This window comes from Vibrio sp. PSi01, from assembly GCF_054960695.1.
Map to the genome: position 1 here is coordinate 34,425 of NZ_JBHNYN010000013.1, position 18,602 is coordinate 53,026.

Below are 18,602 nucleotides of genomic sequence, written 5' to 3' on the forward strand. Positions count from 1 at the left end.
AAATTTATTAATTTGTTGAATTTTTACTATTATTTACCACCACGCTTCAAACATTGCGCCTAGGCTCAGTGTGTCGTATTTAATATTGTCTGTGTCTTCTACATCGCCAACGGTCGCGTACAATCGAAGCATTGGACGGCTCCACGGCATGCCACCCATGGAAATGTTTTGCGACGCTGTGACTTTCCAACCTTTCACTTCGTCATCATTTTCACGGTCTTCCATTGCATAACCCGCTTCAAACCATGTTGAGTGAACTTCGTTCCAGCTATACATTGGTCGAACAATTGCGGCATATTCACTGCGCTCACCTTTGCCATTTAACGCCGCGGCATCCTTACCCACTACGTCTTTATATGAGATAAGATAATCAACAGACCATGGGTTGCCATAGTTGTAGCTGCCTTCAAAGCTCATGTAGAGCGCCTGTACATCACCCGCAAGATCAAAGGAAGAATCATCAGCACCATCAGAGTAACGAACGATCACTTGGTTTGATTCGCCGAGTCCTAATTGCGCGCCAACTTGCCACGATGTTTCATTTTTTAATTCATTTCCGGCTTCATCAGAGGCAAAACCGTAGTTAGCATAAAAATCGAGAGTACCCACACCTGCATCAATGCTGTGCAATTTACTGGTAAACGCGTAGCGCCCTGAATCATTGCCTAACGAACCACCGTCACCGAAATCAACTTTTGTGATCACTGCAAAGTCGAGTTTTGCGCCACCAAAGTTATAGTTTTTGAAACCACCACCTTGACCATCGTGCGACATCCAGAAGTAATCATTGATGCCCTGTTGTGGTCTTTGGTGGAAATCTCGACCACCCCAAAAATACATTTCAGGCTGACTTTCAAATACATTTGTCACACCAGCAAAAGCTTTCTTCAAATCAACACCACCAGGCGATCCCCACTGATCATTTGCCCAGTGATCAACCATGACTCCCACATTCCAAATTGGGCCATTATTCGTTTCAAAGATGCGTCCTAACTGAAATTCTCCGCCATTCCCTTCGTTACCTAAACGACCCAATGAACGGCCAGTGGTGCCGACCTCAACATAACGTCGGTCGCCATCGGTATAATGCGCGCCGTAACGAGCGTAACCAGAAAAAACCACACCGACAGGAGCTTTCGTTTCTGGCGTTAACACCGAAGGTTGTTGGTCATCCACGTAGTCAATTTTTACCACTTTTGCTTCAAGTTCTTGAATGCGTTTTGTTAACGCTTCAATGTCTGCATCGTTAGCCATAGCGGGTAGCGCCATCATTGTGGTAGCCACTGCAGCAGCAAGAGGTAAGAGTTTCAACTGTTCCATATTATTGGTCCTTTATTTATTGTTGGTATAGTTATTCCGAGTGGATACCCACTCAAATTTAAAGTTAGCGATATTGGAACCTGAGACTTCACGCCGCAGGCTCTGTATATTTAGGCTTTACATATTCCCGGTTTCAGGTAATAGCTGCGATATTCAGCTGTTATCGGATAATCACATTATCGATTTGAATCGTTTTTTGAGGGAGAACAGCACCGTTAGCAATGAACTGCAGCCCGATACGGTCTATATTGGTGAAGTCAGGATTTCCGCTGTAACCAAAAGCAAAGTCTGGTGAAATATTGGGAATAGTAATCGTCGACCATTCATCCAATTGATAGTCGAACTGCCATCCAATATACGCAGGCGTATAAGCGCCATCCATGATGAAAGGCTGAATCGCTAAGTGCCCATCAGTTCCATATTCACTTGGTACGTAAACATCAAAAGACAGAGTTTTAGCAGTGGAGAAATCAATTGTTTCGTTGTCAGTGAACGTAGTGGCAATAACATACTCATCGCCATCGGCTAACCAGTCCACATCAACATTCATCGTTTTATCGGCGGCATTATGAGTGTATGCACCAACAACGGTTGTCGAACCGTCTTCATACCAGTACACGCCATCTTCAAAACTGTCTTTAAACAATGATGGCACTTCGGGTTCGGCTGCGGATATCAAGCCATTAGCAAAGCCTTGTAGGGCAGGTTTTGCCACGAGTTTCGAGTCAAAAAGTAACGGCCAATCGGCATTACCATATAAATCAATAATCCAACTGTCGGCATCAGAGGCGCCCCAAACGGAGATCCCACCACGTTGCTCTTTCGGAACAATAGCTAAGTATTGAGTGACGATATTTTCGAAACGATCCTTTTGTTTATCTGCGAGTTCAAGCGATAAATGCGAGAAATCACCGTTCCGGTTCAAGCGCACGTCGAGTTCCGTTATTTTTACTTTTAGGCCTGTTTGTGCAGCTTTAGTTAAAGACGCAGAGATCGTTTCGATACTTGGGTCATCGAGCCCAACGTGCATCTGAAACCCAATACCGTCAATGGGTACATTAGCGTTTTCCAGCTCGGTAACCATTGTAAGCACCGCGGTTAACTTAGCGTCATTACGTTCTATGTTGTAATCGTTGTAGTACAAATCGGCACTGCTATCTGCTAGGTCAGCAGCGGTAAATGCCTGTGCGATATAATCTTTACCAATATTCGCAAACCAAACACTTCCTTGATCGCCGGCATTTCGATACGTTCCATCTTCATGAAATGCTTCGTTGACTACGTCCCAACTGTCTACTTTTCCCGCAAAATGACTGGTAACTTGAGTAATATGATCGGCCATCACCGAGGCGCAATTGGTTGTACAGCTTTTCATCCACTCAGGTAACTGCTGATGCCAGACTAACGTGTGGCCGTGGATCCCTGCTCCAATTTCTTGGCCAAATGCAACCAATAGGTCCGCATCATCAAAAAAGAACGTTCCTTGCTCTGGTTGCAAGTAACTGGGTTTCATAATGTTTTCAGCGGTTATTTGGTTAAAATGCTGATCTACAACACTTTGTAAGTCGCTTCTAATGAACACTGAGTTTTGAGCGTCACCAGCTGGAAGCGCTACGCCAATTGGATACCCTTCAGACAGTTGGAACAAACTGGCAACTTCTGTTGAAGGTAATTCTGGAGAGCCTGTCTCAACTTCAGACCCAGATTCAGACAAGCAGCCGGGTAAAGCGATAGCGACGCCCGCTATTAGCAAAAATGAATTCCATTTCATTGGTTTTAACCTTTTATTAGTGTTGTATGAGTACAGCAACACTATGAGATAAACCAGCTTGGAGTTCTTTACCAAATGTTGTAAATAGAGTTAGGTATTTTCCATGGAATTATTAATTGTGATATAAAGCAAACTATTCATTAGACACAAAAAAACTCAATAATATTATCGAGCTCACATAAAATCAGATATTGGAATGCGTATATTAAATATGATAACGCGAATTCTCCTTCTTCCGAAAATCTAGCGGGGTACAAGACAAGTGTTTCTTAAAAACTTGATACAAATAACTTTGGTGCGGGTAACCACATTGCAATGCTATATCTTCAATACTTTCATCGGTTTCAGATAATAATCGCATACATTTTTCTAAGCGTCTTTCATGAATATATTGATGGACGGTTATATTCTTTGCATTAAAAAATCGACTGTCTAGCGTTTTCCTTGAAACACGACAATAGTTAGCCACATCAGAAACCTTAATACTATTGTGGTAATTATTGTAAATATAAAAACTGGCACGACTCACTATTCCGTCAGATAAGTCTTCACTGCTACAAGATGCCTTTTCCACTAATTGGCTTGGTGTGTAAAAATACGCCTGAGCTTTCTCTTCTTTAAGCACCAGTGATACAGCTTGCTTACCAATATCAAAAGGGCTGATATCGACAGAAGTAATTGCGACAGGAGAAATTTCACTTTCAATAGGATCACAATCGACACCAATCACGTTAACTTGCTTTGGCACCATGATTTTTTCGTCAGTAAGCGCTTGTATTAATGTTCTCGCCGAGCGATCTGTGCTGCACAACACCCCTACTTTTTCATTACTAACCACCAAATGAGGTGGGTCGACAAGGCACATTTCTAGGCCGATCTTGTCTGCGGTCGCTTTAAAGCCTTGTTCCCTTTCTTTACTCCACTTGTATTGACGGTCAAATTCGTTGCTGTAAAAGCCAACACGTTGAATGCCAAGCTCGGTGAACTTACCTAGTGCGGTAATCGCAATTTGCTGATTATCAACCACTAACGTAGAAATGCCGGCAGGTATGGAATCGAGTTGGTAGCTCGAATAAATTAACCCTTTGCGCGCCACTCTCATCACTGAAGGGGTATCAACCAACTTATCCCCATCAGCAATGATGTAATCCCAGCAATCTTCTTTCAACTTATCAATGTGCTCTTCAGAACTAATATAAATAGATACGTCTTCTGAACGACAATGCACACCCGCTTTAATTCCTCGGAATATTTCGCGGTCGTAAAACACCATCACATCCAATAGCACGAGTATCTTTTTCATACTGGTTCTTTCCTCTTACATTGCAATGCTAGAGGATAGCCAAGCCATTTTGATTAAACAGGTGCGATCTTTGAATATCGATATAGAAAGTACAACTCGTGCCCGCTTCGACTTGCTGCTCAGAATCCAGTTCGATGGTCACAGCTGTGTCACCAAGCTGCCCATGGACTTGTATTGTTGTGCCAAGTAATTCAGTGGATTCAACAAACACTTCAACCGCAACCGATTTGCTTGAACTTTGGTTGCTAATATCGCTTGGTCTTACTCCCAACGTGGCTTCATTAGTCACTGTGCTTGAGTCATTTAACGACACCACATCAATGGTTTTTCTATTTAATTCGATGCCCCAACCATCTTGAGCAGATTTCATTGCAACAGGTAACATGTTCATTGATGGGCTGCCGATGAAACCAGCGACAAACAGGTTGGCAGGTTTGTGGTAGATCTCTTTTGGCGTGCCCACTTGTTCGATGATGCCATCGCGTAAGATCACCACTTTATCGGCAAGTGTCATTGCTTCCACTTGGTCATGAGTCACATACACCGTGGTTTTTTGATGCTTCTTATGGAGGTCTTTGATTTCAGTACGCATCACATTACGAAGTTTAGCGTCTAGGTTCGATAGAGGTTCATCAAACAAAAATACTTCCGGCGTTCTAACCATCGCTCGCCCCATTGCTACACGTTGGCGTTGCCCGCCAGACAATGCACGAGGCTTACGCTCAAGCAACGGTGTCAACTGCAGCATATCTGCTACGTGTCGAACTTGCTTTTTAATTTCGTCTTTGTTGACGCCTGCCATCTTTAACGAGAAACCAATATTTTCATACACCGTCATGTGTGGGTACAAGGCATAACTTTGGAACACCATCGCAATATTTCGGTCTTTAGGATTAAGGTGGTTGACGACTTCACCATTAATTAAGATTTCGCCATGAGACACCTCTTCGAGACCCGATAGCATTCTTAGCGTGGTTGACTTCCCGCACCCCGAAGGCCCTAGAAACACCACAAACTCCCCATCGCCAATCTCGAGATTGAAGTCTTTAACAATGTGCGCATCTTCAGAGTAGATCTTATCTACATTTTTGAATTGAACCGTCGCCATTTATTCACCTATTGTTCCGTAATTTGTTATGGATAGTTAATTTATCTTATCTTTATAGGCAAATGACTTTCTCTCAATTATGTTTTTTGTTTCTGCTATTGGTAGATTTTACGACTGAGCATTGGATCACAAAGATAGTGCGAGTCATGCGCAATTAAGCATAGATAGTTAACGAACCAGCATACACACCTCACTAAAACCCCAAAATACACAACAAAAACAACACTTTAAAAAAACATCAAAACTACAGTGAGTAGTCAGTGAATGAAAAACAACTATAAACCAATCAATAATGAGTGATTATTTGAGACGTGATGCACATTAAACAAATAGATTAATGTGTGTATAAAATTTCGTAATTGCTGATGTGGTGAAAAGGAATAATTATTGATGAAACATAACACTAATATTATGGAACAATAATCATGACTAAATATTTTGAACACATTAATAAAATACAATTTGAAGGCACTGAATCTTCAAATCCACTTGCTTTCCGTCATTACGATGCCGACAAAATGATCCTTGGCAAAAGCATGAAAGACCACCTTCGTTTTGCAGCTTGCTACTGGCACAACTTCTGCTGGCCGGGCTCTGATGTTTTCGGTGCTGGCACGTTCGACCGCCCTTGGCACAAAAATGGCGACGCCATGGAAATGGCCAAAATGAAAGCCGATGCCGCGTTCGACTTCTTCTCTAAACTCGATGTTCCTTATTACTGCTTCCACGACACCGATGTGGCACCAGAAGGCAACTCCATCAAGGAATACGTGAACAACTTCCAAGCAATGGTCGATGTGCTTGAACAAAAGCAATCGGAAACCGGCCTTAAACTGCTTTGGGGTACGGCGAACGCTTTCTCTAACCCACGTTATATGTCGGGTGCGGGAACTAACCCTGATCCGAAAGTATTCGCTTACGCGGCAACACAAATTTTCAACGCGATGGGCGCAACTCAGCGCCTGGGTGGCGAAAACTACGTTTTATGGGGTGGTCGTGAAGGCTACGAAACTCTACTAAACACGGACTTACGTCAAGAACGCGAGCAGTTAGGCCGCCTAATGCAGATGGTGGTTGAGCATAAACATAAGATTGGCTTTAAGGGTGCGATTTTAATTGAACCTAAACCACAAGAGCCAACCAAACATCAATACGATTACGATACCGCAACGGTTTACGGTTTCTTGAAACAGTTCGGCCTAGAGAACGAAATCAAGGTGAACATTGAAGCGAACCATGCCACGCTTGCGGGTCACAGTTTCCATCATGAAGTTGCGACCGCAACGTCTTTAGGCTTGTTTGGTTCTATTGATGCCAACCGTGGCGACCCTCAACTGGGTTGGGATACCGACCAATTCCCGAACAGCGTGGAAGAAAACACGTTAGTGATGTACGAAATTCTTAAAGCAGGTGGTTTCACCACAGGTGGCTTCAACTTTGATGCTCGCGTTCGTCGCCCTTCTATTGATGGCGAAGACTTGTTCCACGGCCACATTGGCGGCATGGACACCATGGCACTGTCTTTAGAGCGCGCTGCCGACATGATTGAAAACGATGTGTTGTCTAAGAAAATTGCTCAACGTTATGCGGGTTGGAATGAAGACCTAGGTAAGAAGATCCTTGCTGGTGACATCAACCTTCAACAAGTGGCTGATTTTGCGGTAACAAACAACATCGCCCCTGTTAAGTCATCTGGTCAACAAGAGCACCTAGAAAACATAGTGAACGGTTTCATCTTTAAATAACCGATTAATTCCACTGCAAATTAAAGCCCAAGCGCATTTTCACTTTATGCACTTGGGCTTTTTTTAGCCATTCATTTATTTCTTATTTCATACTTCTTATTGCTTATTTGCTAGGTCAATACAACAGATTGCCCTACGTTGACTCGAACACGCTGTAAGTCTTGGTCTTTAGATGATGCACCAATCATAAATTCAAACTCACCCGCTTCCACAACCTTTTGTAGTTTCGCATTGATGAGCGCCAGTTCATCAAACGGTACGACAATATTCACCTCTTTTTTCTCACCCGCCGCAAGCTCAACTCGGGCAAAACCACACAGTTTTTTGATAGGAGTAGTGACCGAGGAATAAAGGTCACGAAGGTACACCTGCACAATTTCGACCCCATCTATATCAGATAGGTTTTCAAGTTCTAACGATATTTCGACATTTTGACCAGGGTTAAGGTGCGTGTTCTGAATATGAACATTACTGTAACTAAAACGGCTGTATGACATCCCTTCACCAAAGCTAAATAACGGATCTAAAGGCATATCAATGTAACGTTCTTCACCGTTTGTTTGGCCACTATTGTGCGCGTGCCAACCTTGATATTTGTTGTAGTACACCGGAATTTGCCCAACATGGACGGGAAATGAAATAGTTAGTTTACCAGTTGGGTTAAGTTGACCAAACAATACCTCAGAGAGCGCTTGTCCACCTTTAGGACCAGAATTAAAACCACACAATATGGCATTTGCGTGCTCTTTTACCCAAGGGATCGTTAATGGTTTCGACGCCACTAAACACACCACAAGAGGCTTATCTTGACGGCGAATAGTTTCAAGCATAGCTTGCTGTTGTCCACTCAAATCCAGATTCGCTCTGTCATGAAACTCGCCGTTTTGGGATAAAGTATCTCCCACACATGCCACAACAAGATCCGCCGTCGGCAGCGCCAAATTGATTGCCTCGATTTCATCAACCGAGGCATCAACGCAGTCTGCACCTTTAATAAATTCTAGCTCGAACCCTTGCACATCCGCTTCATGAGTTAGGGCGTCTAACAGTGTGACTGTTTGTTCCCGGTGAAATGTATCGTTTGTCATGCTTGCTTGGATCGAACCAAACGACCAATCACCAAGCTGTGCGATCACGTCGTCTGCGTTAGGACCAACCAGAAGCACTTTCTTTAGCGAGTTAGGCTTAATAGGTAGCACTCCATCGTTTTTCAATAACACTAGGCCTTTACGACTGGCTTCTAATGAAACCGCATGGTGCGCTTCGATGCCCATAATTGAGCTTCGTTCTGGAGCGTAATTTACCATCGAATCAAACAAACCCAATTCAAACTTCTTAGTTAGAATGCGCTTTACAGACGAATCTAATATCGCAACTGAAATACGCCCTTCTTGAACAAGTTCCACCGTCAGAGGGTAGAACTCTGGCGTAGACATCATCATGTCGTTGCCTGCAATTAATGACTGATAACACGCTTCTTTCTCGTTCTCGCATACCGTTTGTTTCGTATGCAGTGAACGTACGTTTTCCCAATCTGTCACGATAAAGCCACCCAGATTCCAATCGGTTTTAGCTACATCGGTTAACAACCAATCGTCAATCGTACACGGTATGCCGTCGTTGCTGTGATACCCCGTCATCAACGAGGCAACATTGGCTTCCTTCACAGCTTTTTCAAATGGCGGTAAAAACGTCGATAGCAACTGGCGTCTAGTTACATTGGCTTCATACGAGTCACGACCGCCAATGGTTTCACCATAAGCCACGTAGTGTTTTGCGCACGCTAAAATAGAATCTGGCGAGCTCACGTCGTCACCTTGATACCCTTTAATTGTGGCAGCGGCCATTTCTCCAATTAACCATGCATCTTCACCGTAGGTTTCATCAATTCTTCCCCAACGGGCGTCGCGCCCTACACATAATACTGGTGAAAATGTCCAATGCAGCCCTGACGCCCTTGTCTCTTTAGCAGTAACTTGAGCCATTTTGTGCATAAGACCTAAGTCCCAACTGCACGACGCGGCCAACTGACTCGGGAAAACGGTTGAATCGTTGTCAAAACAGTGACCATGAATAGCGTCAATTCCAAAGATCAGCGGAATGCCGAGACGGGAATTAAGCGCTCTCTCTTGAAGTGCTGTATTCATCGTTCCAGTACAATGCAGATAACTACCAACATGCCATTCCTCGAGCTTGTCTGCATTTCCTTCAACGTTGGCAGGCAACTGAAGTAGTTGGCCCACTTTTTCTTCAAGCGTCATGAGTTGAATTAGATTATCAACGCGTTGCTCTGTTGAGTACTGCTGATTTTTATAAATAGGTTCCACGTGAATGCTCCAATGTGAGGCTCTCTCAACAATATTGGCCGATCCAGACTGACTAAATCTCTATAGATTTCAGCGAATGAATTCTATTCATTTAGGTCAATCATGGCACGACTTCAAAATACACAAATAATACACGTCAGTATCTATCGCGTTGCTAACACAATCATTTAGTTAATTCATTATTCAATTACGTTTTTTTTCTAACTTCTTGTAATTGTGAGTTTACTCATAAGAATTGAGTCGCCATGACTTGTTTCAAAGAAGTTTCATGCGGTAAATCGAAGAAAAATAACACACCAGCGCTTAAATCAGCACTGGCATGAAGGTGGTGTATTTAGAGATAATGATTAAGAAACCGGTGTACGTAGAGATGATTTGATTAAAGATTGAACCGTTTTAAATGCTAAAGGTTGTCGACACTGACTTTGTATATAGTGGTCGAGAAAAATGGGTTGTTAGGGTGTACTAAACCGCCATCTTGATACTCTGGCATATTAACTTGATTAGGAAAGGCTTGGGTCTCCAAACACAACCCAGCATATTGAACAAACAGTTCGTTTGTCTTTCTGCTTTCGCCCGCTAAATGATTGCCTGTATAAAATTGTATCGCTGGCCTATCTGAAAATACATCCAACTCAATACCGGTTGTGGCCTCAAATACCCAAGCGAAATGTCTTAACCCTTCGCCGTTTACGATGTAGCAATGGTCATACCCTTTGGTTTCCACAAGATTTGTATCCGCACTACTTAAACCAAGTCCTACCTTTTTCGGCGTCATAAAGCTCATTGCGCTTGTGCCGACCGAAGCCTGAATTGTCGGGATGGAGTTTTTGTCTACCTGCCAATAGCGGTCGGCATCAATGCTCACGACATGATCGCCAATACTCTTATGTTGGCCCGACAGATTAAAATAAGCGTGATGCGTGGGGTTCACTGGGCATTCTTTATCTGCCGTGACGTGATAATCAATAGACAACTCATTGTCATCACTCAAGCGATACGTCACTAACAATGTTAAGTTAGCCGGATAACCACCTTCGCCACTTGCTACCCGCGTTTGTAATGAAATGCCTTGTTTCGCACTCGCCATAACTTCCCAACGGCGTTTATGAAGCGTACATGAACCACCGTGAAGATGATTTTCCCCTTCATTTTTGTCTAGCTGAACCGTTTGTCCGTTTAGCTCATATTTCCCGTTGTCGATTCGATTTCCCCAAGGGCCAACAACTGCACCAATAAATGCACCGCCGCTCAGGTACTCGTTCGCGGTGTCATAACCCAGCACAATATTACGCGGTATACTCGACTTATCAGTGACCCAGAAGCTAACAATCGTTGCGCCTAAATCGCTGATTTCGACCGTCACACCGTTGTTATTGGTGAGAACAAAAATGTTGTAATCACCCCAATGTTTACGCTCTACACTGTGCTCGCTCACACTCATATTCACTCCTGTTTTTATGCATTATCAGAAATAAATATGGTGTCATCCATTATGAAATTTTGATCTACTCTAACGTTAAATCTCAAAGCTAATTTTGATCACACTTTCTATAATATGTCCAAAAAAAGGACTGATCATCAAGCAGCACCAGAAAGCTCAATAATTACCGCTAAGTGTATCCAACCCTCGAATATTGGGAGGTAGCTTTATTCTCTAATTTGAAGTGACTGATCTGCTCCAGTCAGACTGGACACTTAACTAAGCGACATTTTGTTTTTCAAAGTTCATTGGCCTAGGTACTCAAGCGCACTGTGCCTTCTCGTTTGATTATAATCAACCTCGATGTACTCGAAGATCGTTTAACGCATCTGCTCTCTCGTCATGATCGGTTTATATTGGATTGCTTCAATTTTCATAGAATGAAAGAAGCTCTCAACACAAGTATTATCCCAGCAATTTCCTTTCCTACTCATACTTTGCCTTAGATTAAAATGACTTAGGAGGTCTCGATAATCTTTCTAACATTACTGACGACCTAGATCGCTATGAGTAATAACCTGATCAGAGAAACCTCGGCGAAATAAAGCTATTGATAAAGCATCGTAGACCAGTGAGGCCGTCATTCTCGTATTCATAGACCAACCACAATAATGACAGCTAAGTACAGCCAGCCTTCGCTTGTGGAAACATAGGTGATATCTCCTGCCCATTTTTGATTCGGAGCCGTTGCGTTAAAATCTTGAGCGAACAAGTTCGGAGCAACGGACATTTTACGCTTACTGTCCGTTGTACACTTAAACTTGCGTACTGCGTTCGCTATTAAGTCCTGACGTTTAATACTGGCGGCAATGGTCTTATCTGCTAGTTCTTTCTGAATACGTCTCGATCCATCTCGTTCTTTGCTAACGTCAAAAGCTTCTTTTGCTTAGGTATCAACCTTTTGGCGTTCTGTCTTCACGTTGAATCGCCTTGTGCCGATTCTCAACCCAATAATACAACCCACTTCGAGAAACTCTGAACACCTTAGCCATACAGGAAATACTTAAACTCAGCAGGTGTTCGAGCATAAATTCATAGCAATTTACTTTAGATTTTTCGCGCAGTAGGTGGCGGCCTTTTTTACGATTTCTAGCTCTTCTGTTTGCTCTGCCAACAGCCTCTTGAACTTAGCGACTTCAACAGCCAATTCTTGTTCTCGTTGGCTAATATTAGAATTCTTCTTTGTGGCTTTTCGCCAACCGTAGATCTGAGGTTCATTTAACGAAAGCTGCCTTGCAGCTGCAGCGACTCTCACTTTCTCTGCCAGCTTCAGGATTTCTGCTTTAAATTCAGGAGAATGGATAATAGGTTTCTTCTTACTTGTCATGGTTCACCTCATTAGTGATTGTACTCACTTAACTCAATGTCAAAACTGCTGGTGCGGATCAGTTACCACGTTGCACAAGGTTTTTTTATTCGCTAAACCATTAAATCCAATTGAGATAGAGGTATAGCTTAAGAATATATCTGCACATGTTTTTAAACATGAGAACTAAATATAGGGCTATTTAGTTTATTCTTCGTGATCGGGAATAAGAACCAACTTACCAACATGCTTGCGACTCTGTGGTTCCTTAAGCTCCAGCGATATTAGACAATGGGAATTCCTTTGCTAAAGCAGATTTAATTGACGCGATTCTCGATAGCGTCAATCAAGCTCGGGAAAGCATCTGCGTGCCAACCCATAGACATCGAGAGAGCCAGAGATCACAGTTCATTAAGGTTTACATCGATTTCAGGAAAGCTTTCTCTTTGCCTGATTATTTCTTTGTCCATCGCATCTTCGTATGCTTCAACCCAAGTAATTAACGTTTTAAGTTAGTCACCGCCGGTAATGTCAGATTCAGCTACATCAAAGAAAAACTGCTAGATACCGTGATTGGTTTACCTGAAAATCTATACCACTGTATGAGTGCAACAAATACTGGAAGTCGAAATATGGCTACCACAAACGTTCGCTGTTAGAGACAGTAATACATCGATTAAAAAATGTTGGGTAACACTTTGAGCTTAAGAGGTTACAACGCCAGAACAGGAAAAACATACGTAATGGTTAAGCGTGAACAAGACAACCGAGCTTGATATATCTGAAACAATTTTAAGAAAATAACGCTATCACTCTTAGAAGACTGGGTAATTGTTCAGAAGACTCAGGAGACAAAGCCTTACAAATCATGAGGTATTTATCTTCATTGTGTTGCGAGGCATATCGTCTTGTGGTTTCCGGTTAAAGCATCATTATCCCCATCATGTGGAATAAATACATCAATGTTGACGACGAACGTTTGACTTTGAGCTTCTTACCTTGCTGTGTGTGAGGATGAATTAACTCTAGCCTGATTGCCCCTCGACTTTTTTTACTGCGCCCTGAAGGTTTCCGCTCCGAGTAGCTTGATATTCCTTTTGTAGCTAAACGCCACTCTTCAAGCTGAATACTTTTCTCAACAAACTGAGTGGCGGCTCTCCAGTGCGTTTTTGGTATAAACGAGTGACAGGCCTCAACAAACTGCTCTAACCGGTCGGGTGAGTTAAAGTAGATCCCAGATCGAGAAGGGCTGGTATGTTGAAGCGCATATTTTATAGCATCCTGAATTGCATGCCGTTTGGAGTCGTCTTTCAAGGCCTCGTTTAACTTAGAAGCATATTGATTTAAGCGCAGTTGCTCTGCTTCTGTTTTGAGTTGAGCCGGTAACAACTTGTCGATACGAGCACTTGTAAAGTGTCGTCGGTACTCTGTGCCTTTCGATTCTGTAGCATAGCTTTTAATTTCCATAGCATTCTTAATCCACTTATCGACAGTCCTCTGTTTCAGTCTGTATTTAGCGCATATATCGCCCACTTGGAACCCTTTGTTATAAGTAGTCAATGCTTGATAGCAAATTGGGATCGAGATGACTTCATGGTCGGACATCATTAGTGAGAGTGCCGGAACTTTCCCTTCCTCTACTTGGGTTTCTAGATATTTAACTCGAAGTTTGCGAATTAGGTAAGCGCTAGATTCTTTCAAGATCTGATTATTATTTGTATCGCTTACTGTATTTTTGGGTAGTAAACCTAAATGATGCGCTTCTTTTTTGGTTATTGTTGAATAGTCAGCCAGGCTCAATTTGTGTGCCACGATCCAGTCTGAGAAGTGAAAATAGTGCCTAAAGGTCATAGCTGGAGATTCATGTCCTGCAAATGCAGCAATAGCATCGTAGCCAGTCATCAGCGAACGGCCAAATACCGTAGCCTTAATTTTCTGCCTCTGTTGTTCATCATATGGAATGAGTTGATTTGGTATAGGGTGATTGTCAGGTAGCTCCAAAAGGAGTTGAAGTTTGCTGAGGCACGCGTGTCTGAGGTGATGGAACACTAAATGATTATTTAACGATAACGCTTTTAGAAGGCAACCGATGAGATGTGATACCTCGAATGTACTAAATGGTAAATTGGCATGACCTAAAGAGAAAAAGGGCTTTGTTTTCGACGTTTGTTGTTCAAATTTCAGATGGAAGTATTTGTTAATTATGTCTTCTTCGTGCTCTAACAGCAAAGGGTGCAATGGCACCTTCCTTAAACTGCTGGCAGTTTTATTTTCACCCAAATAGCTAGAGCGAATGGATAACCAGCCAATATTGGATTGCTCGATATCTTTCATCCGAAGCTTTCTTATTTCAGAAATACGTAAGCCACAGCGATAAGCAATGATACTAATGGATTGTAAGCATAATTTATCCGCGTCATCGAAATCATTGCTGGCTTCTATTGTATTAATTAAAGCAAGGAATAGGGCTTCATCAATAAAACCCGATCGAGTATGAGTCTGTGTGGGGTCAGAATGGAGATACTGCTCAGAAATTTGTGCAAAGTTATAGTGCTCTACTGCAAAACCATGCAGGTCCTTGAGCCTCGCTGTAAAATACTTCTGCGACTTAATTGTTGGTTGGGTCTCTATTGCGTTTTGATAAATGGATTCAAGATCGTCAGATTCAAGTTTATCTAGCTGATTTTGGTTGCAGAGGTATATCCACTTCCGAGTCAAATTAGCGTGATATCTTTTAATCGTGGGAATGCCACAAGTCGTACTCAATTTATGGCGGTACCAGTCAACAATAAGTCGCTCATTCACTTGTTCAGGGGATGACTTTATCCGTTCAACCAGAGCATTTAAGTCCACCAATAGTTTTTTTTTACTAAGCTCTTTCGCGCCATTTTTAGGGTACAGACTGACTTTTAGTTCCTGATAAGTATCTATACTTGTGTCGAAGTTTCGTTCTATTTTATGTGATGTCGACTTATTGGAAGCGTGTTTCGTGGATTGTGGTGCAAAATATTTAGCGATGGCAACCTCAGGATGGAGGATACGAGCAAGATCGCAAGTCGGTAAACTATAAGATTTGGTTGAACCAACTTGATACTCAACCAACGCCTGATTAATAGAAACGCCTTGATGCTGCTCACAGACATATACCCCAGAGCAGCAAAGCTGGTCGAAGGTCAATGATAGATTGTTGCCAGTGAGTATTTTCATCAAAGAGGATTCATCATTAGGAGAGCACCAGTTTTCATCTTTCCAACGACGCCATGTTCTGAGTAAACCGAGCGTAACAGGATGTAAGTAGCACTGAAACTGGGTGAGTGGCTGCTCGTCAACTTTTATGTTGGTATTGAATGACCCCCCTTTTGTTAGCAATGAAACAAAGGGGGTTTCATCCCATTGTTTGAGAGCAAGTGATTTACCACTAATATATTCAATGAACGCCTTCACCACGCAAGGTGTACAATGGCCGCTATGAAAGATAAACGAAAGTACAACATTGCAAAACGACTGCGCCTGGTCATCGACAGGTTTTGATAAAAGCTGTTGGTACCAATGTTGATAGAAGTTATGGACGCGCCATGCGCGCTGCATCCATTCTAGCGTTCTAAGCTGCTTTGGCGGTTTATTGGTGACAATATATGAGGGTGGAGTGACTTTCCAATTATATTGCTCTTGATATGATAGCACCTGCTTAACTGCCCAGTTAAACGCACGCCGATAGTCTTTATGAGCTCCAAATGTCTCAGTAATATCACTCAGATAAAGCATCCATTTGTCATGAAAGTTATCTTGAGTTGGTATGTGAGACGGGTTCGGAAACTGCTTTTCAAACAACTGCCTAGCTTTGTTTTTAACACGCTCTATCTGCTTCAATCGATTTTTCGAGCGAGCTTCTAAGCCAATTTGGTCCATTGTATAGTCTCGACTCCTATTTGTAATAAATGCTCTTCAATAGTATCTGTTACTTTTTCTAATTGCGTCCTCGATAAGGTGCTATAGGAGTGGTAACAGCGCTTTCCATTTGTAGCATGACCCATCCATGCATTGATTAAGGTTGAATCGACCCCAGTTTGACTCAGTGTTGATCGTATATGATGTCGTGCCCAGTTAGGTTGTAGAGGCCAAATATCATCTATCATCGTGGTATAATTCGACGGCGTACAAGGCAACAACTCTCCCTCTTTTTGATAAAAAAACAGATACTCATCGCCATCGACAATCTGCTTGTAGCGACGGCTAAGATCTACATTGCTATTCCCATGCTCTACAATCATTTGTTCACAATATTCGAGGTAATAGCGCACAACTTGAATTGCCGTTGGGCTCAAGATCACCACTCGACTGTTGTCACCAATGCCGGACTCTTTATCTGAAATCCAGTAATCCCCCGTAGCGAGATGCATGTGACTAAGTTTGCCAAACCAGCCTGTCACTGGTCGATAGCCCGAGGATAAAGCAAGGACTAACTGAGTATAGAGTGTGACGTCATTGTGGCACTGCTCAGTGCTCAGATTGTTCCTTTGATCCTTTATTTTGGTAATGAGCGACTTAAATAGCCATTGAAGGATCCGGAGTTCAATATGTAAAGGCGAGCCTAACTTAATATTTTCCGGCTCAGAGGCAAAAATAATTAACGCATCATCGCCGTGAAATTTAGAAAGAAACGTAAGATATCGTCGATACGTCTCATAGAGTTTAAGACTATATAAGCCTAGATAATAATTCGAAGGAACAGTTTGAGCAGCTGCGCCGGTTAGTAAAGCGATAATTGTTGGGTCAATATTCTCGTGAGTCAGTTTCTGGTTTAAATAGGCTGAAACTCTAGTTAGCGTAATGTGAGTACCATAATTTTTATTTAGGCTCTTGAGTAAGTCGTTGAGATCGTCATCGGTTACATCAGTGAAGGTTAAACTCTGTAGTCCCTGTGTGACGATCTTGGGCAGAGGAGACCAGTACTTCTTATCCGTAACATTTAGCAAGGCACAGAGTTCTGGACGTTGATTTTGGGAAGGTAGGGTATGTGTGCGCTGAAAACCAATTAAACCTGAGGGCTTTAGTCTCTTTGTCTTCAGTTTTTTTACTTGTGCTGAAGTATTACCCGTAATTAGCATAATGAGCAGTAACTGTGCAGGTTTGGTACTTGTATCTTCTTCTATTTGGGTAAGGCAAAAATTTACTACCGCTCCAATTTCATAATTAGTGCTAACAGAGGTATCGCAAGCCATAGCCATCTCTTTCTTTGCGATTTTATTTTTGACGGCTTGTGCGAGCATTGCCTCGGCAGCATAAGATTTTGGGTTCGATGATTTGGAGGTGACGATGTTGAGAGTGCGCGTTGCATCGCCAGATTCATCTTCTCTTTGCCATTGATGATGAAACTTTGTTGATGGTTGGATCTGCTGAATTTCCAACAATGAACTCGCTTCATCGTCATCCAGAGTTTTCACGTCACTGGTTTGTAGCTGACCGCTCTTTGTGAACTCTGTGGATGTGGTTTTCCGTGTGAAACCTTCACTGTGATCCAAGCTGGCTTCATAGGGACGGCGATAGTGGTTTAACTGATTAACCACGGTTGATGGTGGAGGATTGGTATTTTCTTCATCGACAAGTAGCTGAAATTCATCAACAAGCGATGGAAAGTCGAGGTCATGAATATCCGGTAAATAAGCCGCCATATTTTCTCTTTTACCTTGAGAAAACAGACGTACATCATCACAAATTGCTTTGATCTTAGATTGATGCGAACCAATGAAAGCTAGACGAGTAACGCACAACAGTGTTAATGCTTTATATTGCTCAAACCTAGTGTGGTCATAGGAGGTCAAAAGAAGGTTCGAGGCAAGAAATATTGGAAGATGGTGTACCCCAACGGCCTGGTTTCGATTAATGCTTTTGAAGACATCGTTGAGGGTTCTATTCAACTTTTGATTTGCCAGCGTATTGGTGCGCTGAACCAAGAGCTCAACCTCTTCAAACTCTTGTTTATATTTTGGAGAAACGAGGTTGCATAATCGTTGGACTTCCTTCGCTATTGCAATATTGTCAGCATTGCCAAAAGGGAGTAATTGTTTAAAAAATCGCTCGATATTCTTCTCTTTATACCGTTCGAAAAAGTCGTCAATCATTTACACCGCCGTTTTGGTTATGAATCGGTAACAGAGTAATCGCTTTAAAAGTACTAAAGCGGGCATCAAAGTCATGAACCGGCTAGTTGAATATCATAAGAGAGACCAATCAGCAAT

General features: G+C 42.4%; 9 protein-coding genes and 2 pseudogenes. 2 read left to right on the forward strand and 9 right to left on the reverse strand.

Annotated features, from left to right (window positions below; all coding sequences use genetic code 11):
• Positions 1-33 precede the first annotated feature (33 nt).
• From ACFI6G_RS16255 to ACFI6G_RS16270, 4 genes are all read right to left on the reverse strand, one after another.
• Positions 34-1,320, reverse strand: coding sequence for a carbohydrate porin (locus tag ACFI6G_RS16255; RefSeq protein WP_046209671.1), 1,287 nt, complete (start codon positions 1,318-1,320; stop codon positions 34-36).
• A gap of 160 nt (positions 1,321-1,480) precedes the next feature.
• Positions 1,481-3,091, reverse strand: a complete 1,611-nt coding sequence (locus ACFI6G_RS16260; protein WP_052714405.1) for an endo-1,4-beta-xylanase — start codon at positions 3,089-3,091, stop codon at positions 1,481-1,483.
• 205 nt (positions 3,092-3,296) lie between these two features.
• Positions 3,297-4,394, reverse strand: coding sequence for an AraC family transcriptional regulator (locus ACFI6G_RS16265; RefSeq protein WP_046209670.1), 1,098 nt, complete (start codon positions 4,392-4,394; stop codon positions 3,297-3,299).
• Between the two features lie 28 nt (positions 4,395-4,422).
• Positions 4,423-5,502, reverse strand: a complete 1,080-nt coding sequence (locus ACFI6G_RS16270) for an ABC transporter ATP-binding protein (RefSeq protein WP_046209669.1) — start codon at positions 5,500-5,502, stop codon at positions 4,423-4,425.
• 425 nt (positions 5,503-5,927) lie between these two features.
• On the opposite strand from ACFI6G_RS16270, the gene xylA reads away from it, so the two are divergent.
• A complete protein-coding gene (xylA, locus tag ACFI6G_RS16275) occupies positions 5,928-7,247 on the forward strand; it encodes a xylose isomerase (RefSeq protein WP_261896635.1) in 1,320 nt (439 codons plus the stop codon).
• Positions 7,248-7,357: 110 nt separating this feature from the next.
• Here the strand turns inward: xylA and ACFI6G_RS16280 are convergent, their stop codons facing one another.
• The 3 genes and pseudogenes from ACFI6G_RS16280 to ACFI6G_RS16290 all read right to left on the reverse strand — a co-directional run bounded on the left by ACFI6G_RS16280 (position 7,358) and on the right by ACFI6G_RS16290 (position 12,384).
• Positions 7,358-9,574: a glycoside hydrolase family 3 N-terminal domain-containing protein gene (locus tag ACFI6G_RS16280; protein WP_052714403.1), complete on the reverse strand. Its 2,217-nt coding sequence runs from the start codon at positions 9,572-9,574 to the stop codon at positions 7,358-7,360.
• A gap of 403 nt (positions 9,575-9,977) precedes the next feature.
• Entirely contained in the window at positions 9,978-11,018 is a 1,041-nt protein-coding gene (locus ACFI6G_RS16285) for an aldose epimerase family protein (protein ID WP_046209605.1), read from the reverse strand.
• 258 nt (positions 11,019-11,276) lie between these two features.
• Positions 11,277-12,384, reverse strand: a pseudogene (locus ACFI6G_RS16290) (IS3 family transposase).
• Positions 12,385-12,961: 577 nt separating this feature from the next.
• On the opposite strand from ACFI6G_RS16290, the pseudogene ACFI6G_RS16295 reads away from it, so the two are divergent.
• Positions 12,962-13,167 (forward strand): annotated as a pseudogene (locus tag ACFI6G_RS16295) (IS5/IS1182 family transposase); the annotation flags it as partial.
• 117 nt (positions 13,168-13,284) lie between these two features.
• On the opposite strand, the gene ACFI6G_RS16300 reads toward ACFI6G_RS16295, so the two are convergent.
• Complete coding sequence (locus ACFI6G_RS16300; protein ID WP_046209603.1) at positions 13,285-16,272, reverse strand: tyrosine-type recombinase/integrase; 2,988 nt, start codon at positions 16,270-16,272, stop codon at positions 13,285-13,287.
• On the reverse strand, positions 16,254-18,485 hold the full coding sequence (locus ACFI6G_RS16305) for a hypothetical protein (RefSeq protein ID WP_046209602.1): 2,232 nt from the start codon (positions 18,483-18,485) through the stop codon (positions 16,254-16,256). Before ACFI6G_RS16305 ends, ACFI6G_RS16300 begins: the two co-directional genes overlap by 19 nt.
• Positions 18,486-18,602 lie beyond the last annotated feature (117 nt).